Source organism: uncultured Chloroflexus sp. (assembly GCF_937951745.1).
Lineage (GTDB): Bacteria > Chloroflexota > Chloroflexia > Chloroflexales > Chloroflexaceae > Chloroflexus.
The window spans coordinates 12,921-25,013 of sequence record NZ_CALFBQ010000046.1; the positions used below are offsets into that span (position 1 = coordinate 12,921).

Consider the following 12,093-nt stretch of genomic DNA (forward strand, 5'->3'; position numbering starts at 1 on the left):
GCCACCCAGTCAAGCGAGAAGTCGCGTGTAGTGTTGCTAGCGATTTGGTAATCCGCACCCGAAAGTTGGCATTGCTCAACTCGCTCGCGTTCCACGTGCGCCCCCATGTGTTGGTTGCGCTGCCGAGCAGGTAGGTCGTCTCACTTGTGGTCAGGGTTGCCGTTGGGTGCGCGCTCGTCTATGAAACACCGCCATCCCACGAGAGCTAGACATCCATACGCGGGTTGCCGTTGGTGCTGTCGGCGAAGGAGTCGAGCCGCACAGTGATTCCCGTGATGGTTGTGCCAGCGGGAATGCTTAGGTTGTAGTCACAATAGATGTGGCGATCTTTGCGGTGAGACGTACACGAAGTCTGGGTTCCGGTACCGCTGTCGGTGTCAACCGCAACGCCGCCGCCATCGGCATAAGCGTTGGCCGGGTTGGTCTGGAAGCCATTGTTGTTGCCCGATCCGCTGGTGACCGGCGCGTTGGCGGTTGGGCTGAGCCAACCGGTGTTGCTGGCTGTATGGGAGTAGGGTATATATTAAAGAAGCTTTCATTTCTGACAAGTCAACGCTATCGGTGTATACTCACAGAGAGGAACGAAATGTTCGGTTGGGAGTGCTGTTTGCATGGATGCCCATTGTGCCATTGACTGGTCGCCTATCCGTCACCTCTTCCCTTTTGCTATTGGTGAATATGCGCTACCCGCCGGTGTGTTGCGCTATGTTGATGAAGGTGCTGGCACGCCGGTTGTTATGCTCCACGGCAATCCAACGTGGTCATTCTTTTACCGGCGGTTGATCACGGTCTTGCGCGGGCAACGCCGCGTCATCGCGCTGGATCATCTCGGTTGTGGCTTGTCGGATAAGCCGCAGCAGTATCACTATTGCCTCGCCAACCATATTGCCAATCTCGAACAGTTGTTGGCGTATCTTAAGCTGGGGCCGATCGATCTGGTCGTCCACGATTGGGGCGGCGCGATTGGGATGGGATGGGCCGTACGCCATCCCGAATTAGTGCGGCGGATCGTCATTTTGAATACGGCTGCGTTCCTCTCGCCGCATATCCCGCTGCGGATTGCCGCCGGTAAGACGCCGAAGATTGGCGAGTGGGCGATTCGCCAGCTTAATGCCTTCGCCCTTGCCGCAACCGTTATGGCGGTGGCGCGACCATTGCCGCCGGAAGTGCGCGCCGGCTATCTCTGGCCATACCAGACTCCGGCTGACCGGATTGCGATTGCGCGTTTTGTGCAGGATATTCCGCTGCATCCGGCCCATCCCACATGGCCGATGGTCGATGCAATTGATCGCGACTTGGTCAGGTTACGTCATAAACCGGTGCGCATCTTGTGGGGCGGGCGCGATTGGTGTTTTGATGACCGGTTTTTGGCCGGCTGGCTGGCCCGTTTTCCGCATGCTGAAGTCACCCGGCTCGATGACGTCGGTCATTACGTGTTGGAAGATGCCTCCGCTGAGATGATTGCGCGGTTGGCGAATTGGTTATTGGAGAAACCTTATGAGCGTTGAACCGATCAACCCGCCGGTAGCCGAGCGGAAACCGGTGGTGATCCAGCTCCACGGCGATGAGATCGTCGATGAGTTTGCGTGGTTGGAGAACCGCGATGACCCGGCGGTGATTGCCTATCTTGAAGCTGAGAATGCATATGCCGAGGCGGTGATGGCCCCGGCGGCGGCGTTACGCGCGCAGCTTTACGCCGAGATGCGTGGCCGGATTAAGGAGGATGACCGGTCGGTGCCGGCGCCGCGTGGCCGCTATCGCTACTATGCGCGCACTGAGACCGGCGCGGAATATCCGTTGATGTGCCGGACGGAAGGCGACGATGGGCCGGAAGAGGTGTTACTCGATCTGAATGCGCTTGCAGCCGGGCATGCCTTTTGTCAGCTTGGCCCCTACGAGCCGTCGCCGAATCAACAATTACTCGCCTATGGTCTTGATACCACCGGTTCGATTATCTTCACACTGTTCATCAAAGATCTCGCTACCGGCGCGCTGCTCGATACGCCGATCGATCACGTTGACGATGTAGCATGGGCGGATGATCAGACCCTCTTTTATACTGTGTTCGATCATGCCCATCGCGCTTACCGCCTGTATCGCCATGTGCTGGGTACTTCTCCCAGTGAAGATGTACTGATCTACGAAGAGACCGACGAGCGGTTTAGCCTTAGTCTGCGCCGCACCCGCTCTGGCGCTTACCTATTGTTGACCTGCTTTAGCCATGGCGGCACCGAGGTGCGCTATCTGCCCACCGCTGCCCCCTTCGTTGAGTGGCGCGTCATCTACCCGCGCCGGCCCAACGTTGACTACTTTGTCGACCACCACGGCGATTATTTCTACATCCGCACCAACGATGGCGCCGAAAACTTCCGTTTGGTGCAAGCGCCGGTAGCCGATCCAAACGCAGCCGTTGTAGTGTTGCCGGGCCGCGACGACACGCTGATCGACCATCTCGACTGTTTCGCTGACTATCTGGTCGTCTATGAGCGGCGGGCCGGCTTGCGCCAGATCCGCATCAGTGCACCTGACGGCGCCGATCCGCGGTACATCGCTTTTCCTGAGCCAGTCTATACTTGTTGGCCGCAGGTGAATGATGAGTTTGGCACTAGCCGGTTGCGGCTGAACTACAGCTCACTGGTGACGCCGACCTCGGTGGTGGAATACGATATGGCGAACGGTATGTGGCAGGTTCTTAAGCAGGAAGAGATTCCTTCCGGCTACGATCCGTCGTTGTACGTCAGCGAGCGGTTAGCGGCGACGGCTCCCGATGGTGCGCAGGTGCCGATTTCGATCGTCTACCGGCGCGACCGTCCGCGCAAGGGCGGCCCGTGTTTGCTAGTGGGCTATGGCGCGTATGGCTACAGCTACGATCCCTCGTTCGACAGCAAACGGCTGAGCCTGATCGATCGTGGTTTTGCGGTGGCGATTGCCCATATCCGTGGCGGTCAAGAGCTAGGCCGGCGGTGGTACGAGCAGGGCCGTATGTTCCACAAGCCAAATACGTTCAGCGACTTTATCGCGTGCGCCGAGCATCTGATCGCCGAGGGCTACACCACGCCGCGCCAATTGGCCATCAGTGGCCGCAGCGCCGGCGGCTTGTTGATGAGCGCCGTGGTCAATGCCCGGCCCGACCTGTTTCAGGCCGTAGTGGCTGGCGTGCCATTTACCAATGTCGTGATCGCGCTGCTCAAATCCGATCTGCCGCTGACTGTCACTGAATGGGAGCAATGGGGCAATCCGGCGATCGAGGCCGAATACCGCCTGATGCGTTCCTACGATCCGTATCTAAACCTCAAACCGGGGGCGTACCCGCACATTCTGGCGACTGCCGGCTTGTACGACCTACAGGTACCCTATTGGGATCCGGCCAAGTGGGTGGCCAAGCTGCGCACGGTCAAAACGAATGACACGATGGTGCTGTTGCGCACCAACTTGCAAGCCGGACACGGCGGCCATTCGGGTCGCTTCGCCCGGCTGGAAGAGTTTGCGTGGGAATATGCGTTTATCTTGACGGCGTTGGGGATAGCGGAGTAGCATCCGGTAGGTAGGTGGCAGTATGGGGTGCGAGTGAGTGTCGGGAGTGGTGTTCTGCCCCCACTCGCAAAGCAATTCCTAGCGCAGGGGTATGCTCCAGAATGCCTCTGATCGTTGGCCTGCATTCATCGCGAAAGCGGCGCTAGTTGGTTAGCTTACTCGTCAACATCGAGCAGTCTGTTAGCAAGGAGCACCCATGGCTTACTCTAGCGCGCTTGATCTGAATCGTGTGCGCACCACGCCAGTCGGCGCGAATGTCGCCCGCTATCTGCCGTGGATGGCGCAACACATTCCCGATCAAACGGCAGTGATCACCGGCGTTGGGCGCGATCGGGCCGGCAAGGTGATCTACCACCGGCAGAGCTTTGCTGGCCTGCATGCGGCCAGCGATCGCTTATCATGGGGGTTGACCGCGTATGGCATCCGCCGCGGGATGCGGGTCTTGCTAATGGTGCCGGCGGGTGGGCCATTGATTAGCTTGACCTTTGCTTTGCTGAAGGCGGGTTGTGTGCCGATCTTGATCGATCCAGCTATGGGCCGGCGCAATCTGAGTCAATGTATTGCCGAGGCAGCGCCGGAAGCTATAATCGGTGTGCCACGCGCGCATCTGCTCCGGCTGATCTTCCCCCGCGCCTGCGCGACGATCAAGCGGGCCGTGTCGGTTGGCCCGGCTCTGCCCGGCGCGCCGGCATTGCGCGAACTCGAGGTCGCGATCAAGACGCCGTTTGGGCTGGCCGAAGTCGCTGCCACCGATCCGGCGGCGATCGTCTTTACCAGCGGCAGCACCGGCACTCCGAAAGGGGTGCTCTATACCCACGGTATGTTCGAGGCGCAGATCAACACCTTGCGCGAACTGTTCGGCTTCGAACCGGGTGAAATCGAGATGCCGGCCTTCCCGCTCTTTGCCCTCTTTAACGTCGCCCTCGGCATTACCTCGGCTATCCCACCAATCGATCCCACTCGCCCTGCCCAATGCGATCCGGCGGCAGTGGTTGAATGTATTCAGGACGTAGGAGTTACTTCGACCTTTGGTTCACCGGCGATTTGGGAAAAGGTGACTGCGTACTGCCTTGAGCACGATATTCGTCTGCCGTCGCTGCGACGGGTCTTGATGGCTGGCGCGCCGGTGCCGGCCCAGCTCCACGAGCGGTTGCAGCGCATTCTGACGCCTCCTGCCGACAGCTTTACCCCGTATGGCGCTACCGAAGCTCTGCCGGTCACATCGATCAGTGGACGCGCGGTGCTGGAGGCGCGCGCCGAACAGCCTTCGCCACTGGCTGGCACCTGCATCGGCTGGCCAGTGCCCGGCGTGGAAGTGGCGATTATTCCGATCAGCGATCAGCCAATCCGGTCATGGCAAGAAATCGATCGCTTGCCGGCAGGCGTGATCGGCGAGATTTGCGTGAGCGGGCCGGCTGTAACCCGCGAATATGTGGGCCGGCCCCAAGCGACCGAGCTGGCCAAGATTGCCGATGGCGATCGTGTGTGGCACCGCATGGGTGATCTTGGCTATTTCGACGAGCACGGGCGGCTTTGGTTTTATGGCCGCAAGAGCCAGCGCGTGATCACGGCTCGCGGCCCGCTGTTTACCGAACCGGTTGAGCTGCTCTTTAACCAACACCCCGCCGTCGCTCGTTCGGCACTAGTCGGGGTGGGGCCAACCGGCGCGCAACTGCCAGTTGTGATCGTTGAACTGCGCCGCGATGCCCGTATCGCGCCGGCGCCATTGGTGGCCGAATTGCGCCAATTGGCCGCTACTACCGAGATGACGGCGGTAATTCAAGATTTCCTGATCCATCCCTCATTTCCGGTCGATATTCGCCATAATGCCAAAATCTTTCGCGAGCAATTGGCGGTTTGGGCGGCCAAGCAGTTGCACGCGCCGGGGTGAGGTGTGACGCATCTGTGTCGTGTCATTGCGAGGGGGCGCAGCCCCCGAAGCAATCTCCTGCGTAAGCGTGAGCAATGCCTGTTGGCGAACGACTGCAAGGAACATAGTGTAGATGGCAACTAACCTCTCACGGACAAGCGATCATCTCTTTGGTGTGACACCATGATTGCTCTCGTTACCGGCGGCAACGGCTTTGTTGGCCGCTACCTTGTTGAACAACTCTTGGCCCGCGGCGACCATGTGCGCGTGGTAGGGCGAGGTGAATATCCTGAGTTGCAGGCGCTTGGCGTCGAGACCTTCCGTGCCGATCTCGCGACACCCGAAGCGGCGCCGGTGTTGGCCCGCGCGATGCACGGTGTGACAACGGTCTTTCACGTCGCAGCTAAAGCTGGCCTGTGGGGCCGCTACGACGACTTCTATCAGGCGAATGTCAGCGCGACCCAGCGCGTGGTGAAAGCGGCGATCCGGGCCGGTGTGCCCAAACTAGTCTATACCTCAACGCCATCGGTGGCGATTGGGATGGAGGACATCCACGGCGCTGATGAGCAGACGCCATACCCGGCCCGCTATCTTGCGCCCTACCCGCAGACCAAAGCCATCGCTGAGCGTTATGTGCTGGCGCAGACCGAGATTGCTACTGTGGCGCTGCGTCCGCACCTGATCTGGGGGCCGCGTGATCCGCATATCTTGCCGCGCCTGCTGCGCCGCGCGCGTCGCCGCGCGCTGTTGCAAATTGGCGATGGCACGAATTTGGTTGATGTCAGCTATGTCGAAAATGTTGCCGAAGCGCATATACTCGCAGCATCAGCCCTCGGCGAGCGATCGCCGGTGCGTGGAAAGGCCTATTTTATCGGCCAAGAGCGGCCAGTCAATCTCTGGCAATTTATCGGCGAGATAGTGGCCCATGCCGGCTGTCCGCCGGTGCGCGGTCGTATTCCGACCCGCGCTGCCTACCGGCTGGCAACTGGCTTAGAGTTTCTTTACGCCACGTTGCGTCTGCCCGGTGAACCGCCGCTGACCCGGTTAATGGTACACGAGCTGAGCCATTCGCACTGGTTTAGCCATGCTGCGGCTGAACGCGATTTTGGCTATACACCGCGGATCAGCATTGAAGAGGGATTACGGCGCACATTTGCTCAGTCAACAGCGTAACAGCGTTACGGAGGGCGGCAGTTTCCCTGCCGCAAGGGATAGAAGGTACAACACGGAGGCTTGGGTGCTCTTTCGCCATGTCATGATCGAAGCGGTCAGCTATGTGCTGGCCCCCCACCGCATTACGTCCGACTGGATCGAAGATCAGATCGCTGAGACGATGGAACGGCTGCGCTTCCCACGCGGAAAGCTTGAGGCGCTATCGGGCATTCGCGAGCGCCGGTTTTGGAATGAGGGCACCCTGCCCAGTACGGTGGCGACAATGGCCGCCGAGCAGCTCTTGAGCCGAGTTAATATTGATCGCGATCGAATCGGTCTGTTGATCAACACGTCGGTGTGCCAAGATTATCTCGAACCATCAACCGCCTGTTTCGTCCATCGCAATCTCGGCCTGTCGCCGCGAGCGATCAACTACGATGTACGCAATGCCTGCCTTGGCTTTCTCAACGGCATGGCCATTGCCGGGATGATGATTGAAGCGGGTACGATTGAATATGCGCTGATTGTGGATGGTGAAGGGGCGCAAGATGCGGTGATGGCGACCATCCGCCGCTTGCGCCAGCCCGAAACCACCAAGCAAGATTTGCGCGACAATTTCGCTACCCTCACTTTGGGATCGGGCGGTGCCGCGATGTTGCTCACCCACGAGTGCCTCTCGCGCAGTGGCCATCGCTTGAATGGCGTGGTGACGATGGCGGCAACCCAATACAATCACCTCTGTCTCGGCCAACCCGATTATATGAAGACCGATGCTGGTGCGCTGATGCATGCCGGTGTCGAGTTGGCGACGGCAACGTGGCGGTTGGCGCAAGAGACGCTGCCAAACTGGAGTGATCGCCAGATTGCGCTCTATGCGCCGCATCAGGTTGGCGCGCGCCACATGGCGGCGGTGACAAAAGCCTTGGGGATCACGCCGGCTAAGCTCTTTCTCAATTTCCCCACCCTCGGCAATGTCGGCCCAGCGGCGCTGCCGATTTCACTCGCCCAAGCTGCCGAAGCTGGCCGGTTGCGGCCCGGCGATCACGTCGGGTTGTTGGGGATTGGGTCGGGTCTGAATTGTTCGATGATGAGCGTGACGTGGTAGAACCGGCGGTTACGCCGCCGGGATCGTAAACCACACCAACGTGCCGGCATTAACCTTGCTTTCGACGCCGATTGTGCCGCCATGAGCTTCGACAAGGCCTTTGGCGATCGATAAGCCAAGCCCGGCGTTGTTGCCGTTATTAGCCCGGTTGCGCGCCTGATCCGCCCGGTAAAACCGCTCGAACAGATGGGGCAGGTGTTCAGGTGCGATGCCGCAGCCAGTATCGCGCACGCCGATCCGCACCTGTTTACCGGTTACTTCGGCGCTGAGCGAGATCGTGCCGCCGGTAGGCGTGTAGCGGAGCGCATTGTCAATCAAGATCAACAAAATCTGGCGCAACCGGTCAGGATCGGCGAAGACCGTACCCTCGGTCTTGGTGAGCGCGATGGTCACTCCGTGCTCGTCGCCGAGCCGGGCCGCGTGGCGTTGAACATCGGCTAGGAAATCGCTCAATTGGATCGGCTGGCGCTGGAGCGTCAATGCCCCGCTGTCGAGCCGCGAGAGCGTCAGCAGATCATCAACCAGCCGGCGCATGTGGTCGCTTTCGCTCAGCACATCGGCCAAGAGTTCGCGCTGATCCTCGTTTTCTGCATTGCGCAGCGCGACTTCGGCGCTAGCCCGTATAAGTGTTAACGGCGCGCGCAATTCATGGCTGGCGCTCGAGATGAAGCGTAGTTGGCGCGCCCATGCCTCTTCCGCTGGCCGCAACGCTCTTCCTGATAACCACCACCCTGCCGCGCCAACGATCAACGAGCCGATCAAACCAAAGCCGAGCAACCCTGTCAGCAATTGGTTCAGCACCTGCGCTTGATCGGTCAACACACGGCCCAATTGCAGCGCCGCCGGGCCGTCGGGCCGGGTCAGCCGGTAGGTCAGCAAGCGCACCCGTTGGCCGGTAGCGGTCGTGATGGTACGCAGATCCGATCCGTTGCGCAGCGCCGAATCCAGTGCTTCTTGATGAGCGAGCATTGGTAAAGCGGCGGGATTGGGGTTGAAGAGAATGCGACCTTGCGGGTCGAGTGGTAAAACAAAGATCGAAGCGAGTTCGGCATCATACGCTGTCGGCAGTACGATAGGGACAGAGGGCGGGCTGAGGTATTCGCCATTGATCTCGATCTCGATAATCTGCCCGCTGTATGCGTCAATTTTCAGCTCACTGCCATCACGCAGCTTCACTTCATACTGCCTTGCATCTTGTTCCAATTTGATGCTCTTAATCTCGCCGCCGCGCGCCGCAAGCGCAATCTGGCGCACCTCCTCAGTCGTAAGCATACGGCTGCCGGGTGCTGAGTGTTCATTGCGAAGCATCGACCAATCGGTGTCAGCAAAGACTAAGGTTGATGGCAGCGGCGCATTGAGGGAATGAAACTCGTGCGCCATCTTGTGTTGCAGCGCCAGATCGGTGATCCGCTCGAAGTAGCGTGCGACCAGCACGTAGGCGCCGCTGCCGACCAACGCAATGATCGCGACGGCGGTCAGCGCATAGAGCAGCGTAAATTGCCAACGCAACGGTTTAAGCACGTTCTGCCTCCAGCCGGTAACCGATACCGCGCACTGTCACAATCGGGTCAGCCTCACCCGGCGCGTTGAGTTTACGCCGTAAATATGAAACGTAAACATCAACCATCTGCGGTTGCACGTCATGCTCAAACGACCAGACATAATCGAGAATCTGCTGGCGAGTGAGGGTTTGGCCGGCGTTGCGCAGCAGGTATTCTAACAAGCGCCATTCGGTTGGCGTCAGATCAAGCCGGCGTTCGCCACGCCGGGCCGTGTAGCTGCGCAGATCGAGCACAATTGTGCCAAGCCGTAATTCGTTATTGCCAAGGTTGGGGTTAAAGCGCCGACTCAGCGCCCGCACCCGTGCCAGCAGCTCTTCAAAGGCAAAGGGTTTGACCAAATAATCGTCAGCTCCACTTTCAAACCCCAACACCTTATCTTCAATCTGCCCGCGTGCGGTCAGCAAGAGCAAGGCCGTTGGCAACCGTGCTGCTCGCGCGGCCCGGCAGAGCGATGGCCCATCGCGCCCCGGCAGCATCCAGTCGATCACAGCCACATCATACGCGCCCTGCAACAGCAGATCAAGTCCCCTCTCGCCATCGTGCGCGACATCAACAGTGTAACGCTCTTCGCGCAAGACGCGCTCGACAAGGCGCGCAAGCCGTTTGTCGTCTTCCACAATCAAAATGCGCACAAGTCACTCCTTACTATGTACCAACGCGAAGGTACAAAGATATTTGAGGGTGAATGCCATCCCGCGTTCTGCAGCTACCATCCCGTTCCGCGCCGATCCGCCCCGATCCGTGCCCATCCGTGGCCTTAACCTTGCTTCTCCCACCGTCCCATCCGGTGTCCGCTTCCCACCGTACTTCGCGCAACGTGGGTTTGTTTTCGTTATACCCCAGCAACCTTGGAAAAAGATTGGAATATTTCTGCTTCATTTTAAGACTCTCTTGAGCGAGCGCCAGTACTGTTACTCACGGAAAGCAGATTGCACAACGGAGGAAACCTATGTTGAAACGAATATTCCGTCCTCGTAACGTTGCTATGGCCCTCGCCGTTCTCTTCGTTGCGATCCAAGCGGTGCCAGTGTGGGCTTGGCAAACCAATCCGCCGGTGACGGGCGACGTGGCGTGGACGACCCCTGAAGCGGCGAGTATCGCCCGCCGCGCCTGCTACGACTGCCACAGTAACGAAACGGTTTGGCCGTGGTACAGCAAGATTGCACCTGCGTCATGGCTGATTACTTACGATGTAATCAAAGGGAGAAGCGAGTTGAACTTCTCACAGCCGCTGCGAGAGCCGCATGAATTGGCCCAAGAGATTGCTGAAGTTGTGCGTAGCGGTGAAATGCCGCCCCGCCAGTATCTTTTGTTGCATCCTGAGGCCAAGCTGACGCCGCAAGAGGTTCAGGCACTTGTTGCCGGTACACCCGGTGGAGCTGGGTTACAGGTTGAGCAAGAGCGGGATGATGATTAGTTGTTCTAACATTCTGTGAACCGTCATTACAACAAACTATGGAGGTACTCAAAATGAATCGCACGATGTTTCTGATCTCGGCTGCATTGACGGCATTTGTGTTGGTTGTTATTGGAGGAGTTGTTAGTCGCTTGAGTGTTACTACGCCGACTGATCAAATGCCGACGGAAATTGTGATCGAGTCAACGCCGATTGCCGTTCCAGCGCTTGACCCCGCCACCGAAGCACAGATACGTGAGCGTGAGGCGGCTTACCAAGCAGCACTCGCTGAAGCAAACCAACGCCTCGCCGAAGCAAACCAGCGTCTCGTTATTGCGCAACAGGCTCTGAATAGTCCTGCTCCTGCGGCGCCGGCTGCCCCTGCCCTTGCGGCGCCGGCTGCCCCTAACTCTGCCCCGGCCGCTCCACCTGCGCCAACATATACGGTCTCGCCGCAGCAGGCGCAAGAAATTGCCCTCGCGAATGCTGGTGGTGCAACTCTTATCCGCGCTCCTGAATTGGTTAGCTTGCAAGGAACGCCAGCTTACGAAGTCATGTTCGATCGTGGCGCAATCTACATTGATGCTCAGACGGGTACAGTGCTAGCGAATACCATTGCTGCTCCTCCGGCGGCTCAGTCTAACCCGATAAGCCCTGATCAAGCAGTTGCTGCTGCAACAGCGTATCTTGGCGGCGGGACTGTCGTCAAAGTGGAACGGGAATATGAACATGGTGTCGATGTGTACGAAGTGAAATTTAGCGATGGTAGTGAGGTGTATGTTGATGCGTACACCGGTCAAATCGCTTACGCCAAAATCAAGAATGGCGGCGGTGACAATGATGACGACGACAAGAAGAAGAAGGATGACGACGACAAGAAGAAGGATGATTAATTAAACTTACTCGCTTGTCCCCTCACAGCCGAGCTAGTCTACCGTACAGGTGATGACAGTTATGAGCGACTAGCTCGGCCCTTTCCGAAAGCTAATTCATCTCAGCTACAAGGAGTGACACTGTTATGACCGTCGCTAAAGCCCCGCGCAAACCGAATCGATTGACTGGAGTTGACGGCTTGAAAGCTGCGATTAGTGCCACCGCTGTTGCGGTGACGATTGGTGGCTGGGGATGGTTGACCTCGCAGAATCCGGTCGAAGCAACAGTATCAACCCCATCAATTATCATTGAGTCGCCGCTTGTTGAGCGCCAACCCCTGCCAGCGTGGTTGTCACAGCCGCCTTCGATGCCGGTCTTGCCAACAGTCGCACCGCTGGATATTCCTAGTCGGGAGAATGTGGCAAATGCCTCGGCAGCGCCGGCTGTGAGTGCGCCGCCGCCTGTGCCACTTGCACCGGCCGTGAGTGTGCCTCCGCCAGCGCTACCTCCACCACCGGCGCCAACCCTGCGTGAAGTCTCCGTCCCGGCGCCAGCGTCAGCACCCGCTCCGGCTGCTCGTACACGCTCATCACGCTGAGGG

10 protein-coding genes are annotated in these 12,093 nt (G+C 58.8%); 8 read left to right on the forward strand and 2 right to left on the reverse strand.

The window, feature by feature from the left end; translation table 11 throughout:
* Positions 1-611: 611 nt before the first annotated feature.
* From Q1A59_RS11220 to Q1A59_RS11240, 5 genes are all read left to right on the forward strand, one after another.
* Positions 612-1,508, forward strand: a complete 897-nt coding sequence (locus Q1A59_RS11220; protein ID WP_298407058.1) for an alpha/beta fold hydrolase — start codon at positions 612-614, stop codon at positions 1,506-1,508.
* A complete protein-coding gene (locus Q1A59_RS11225; protein WP_298407060.1) occupies positions 1,498-3,534 on the forward strand; it encodes a S9 family peptidase in 2,037 nt (678 codons plus the stop codon). Before Q1A59_RS11220 ends, Q1A59_RS11225 begins: the two co-directional genes overlap by 11 nt.
* 196 nt (positions 3,535-3,730) lie before the next feature.
* On the forward strand, positions 3,731-5,425 hold the full coding sequence (locus tag Q1A59_RS11230; RefSeq protein ID WP_298407061.1) for a fatty acid CoA ligase family protein: 1,695 nt from the start codon (positions 3,731-3,733) through the stop codon (positions 5,423-5,425).
* A 162-nt stretch (positions 5,426-5,587) separates the two neighbouring features.
* The gene (locus Q1A59_RS11235) at positions 5,588-6,577 is read left to right on the forward strand and encodes an NAD-dependent epimerase/dehydratase family protein (protein ID WP_298407063.1); all 990 of its coding nucleotides are present in this window, start codon (positions 5,588-5,590) and stop codon (positions 6,575-6,577) included.
* Between the two features lie 64 nt (positions 6,578-6,641).
* On the forward strand, positions 6,642-7,661 hold the full coding sequence (locus tag Q1A59_RS11240; RefSeq protein WP_298407065.1) for a 3-oxoacyl-ACP synthase III: 1,020 nt from the start codon (positions 6,642-6,644) through the stop codon (positions 7,659-7,661).
* Positions 7,662-7,670: 9 nt separating this feature from the next.
* Here Q1A59_RS11240 and Q1A59_RS11245 read toward each other — a convergent pair whose 3' ends face one another.
* Both Q1A59_RS11245 and Q1A59_RS11250 read right to left on the reverse strand, forming a co-directional pair.
* Positions 7,671-9,182, reverse strand: coding sequence for an ATP-binding protein (locus Q1A59_RS11245; RefSeq protein WP_298407068.1), 1,512 nt, complete (start codon positions 9,180-9,182; stop codon positions 7,671-7,673).
* Positions 9,175-9,855, reverse strand: coding sequence for a response regulator transcription factor (locus Q1A59_RS11250; protein ID WP_298407071.1), 681 nt, complete (start codon positions 9,853-9,855; stop codon positions 9,175-9,177). The genes Q1A59_RS11245 and Q1A59_RS11250 overlap by 8 nt, the downstream gene beginning before the upstream one ends.
* Before the next feature lie 317 nt (positions 9,856-10,172).
* On the opposite strand from Q1A59_RS11250, the gene Q1A59_RS11255 reads away from it, so the two are divergent.
* The 3 genes from Q1A59_RS11255 (at position 10,173) to Q1A59_RS11265 (ending at position 12,090) form a co-directional block, all read left to right on the forward strand.
* The gene (locus tag Q1A59_RS11255) at positions 10,173-10,640 is read left to right on the forward strand and encodes a heme-binding domain-containing protein (protein WP_298407073.1); all 468 of its coding nucleotides are present in this window, start codon (positions 10,173-10,175) and stop codon (positions 10,638-10,640) included.
* A 53-nt stretch (positions 10,641-10,693) separates the two neighbouring features.
* Positions 10,694-11,512, forward strand: coding sequence for a PepSY domain-containing protein (locus tag Q1A59_RS11260; protein ID WP_299644984.1), 819 nt, complete (start codon positions 10,694-10,696; stop codon positions 11,510-11,512).
* A gap of 125 nt (positions 11,513-11,637) precedes the next feature.
* Positions 11,638-12,090, forward strand: coding sequence for a hypothetical protein (locus Q1A59_RS11265; RefSeq protein ID WP_298407077.1), 453 nt, complete (start codon positions 11,638-11,640; stop codon positions 12,088-12,090).
* Positions 12,091-12,093 lie beyond the last annotated feature (3 nt).

Coding starts and splice junctions, on each gene's coding strand:
- Q1A59_RS11220 (WP_298407058.1), top strand. CDS start 612: ATGGATGCCCATTGTGCCATTGACTGGTCGCCTATCCGTCACCTCTTC.
- Q1A59_RS11225 (WP_298407060.1), top strand. CDS start 1,498: ATGAGCGTTGAACCGATCAACCCGCCGGTAGCCGAGCGGAAACCGGTG.
- Q1A59_RS11255 (WP_298407073.1), top strand. CDS start 10,173: ATGTTGAAACGAATATTCCGTCCTCGTAACGTTGCTATGGCCCTCGCC.
- Q1A59_RS11230 (WP_298407061.1), top strand. CDS start 3,731: ATGGCTTACTCTAGCGCGCTTGATCTGAATCGTGTGCGCACCACGCCA.
- Q1A59_RS11260 (WP_299644984.1), top strand. CDS start 10,694: ATGAATCGCACGATGTTTCTGATCTCGGCTGCATTGACGGCATTTGTG.
- Q1A59_RS11235 (WP_298407063.1), top strand. CDS start 5,588: ATGATTGCTCTCGTTACCGGCGGCAACGGCTTTGTTGGCCGCTACCTT.
- Q1A59_RS11265 (WP_298407077.1), top strand. CDS start 11,638: ATGACCGTCGCTAAAGCCCCGCGCAAACCGAATCGATTGACTGGAGTT.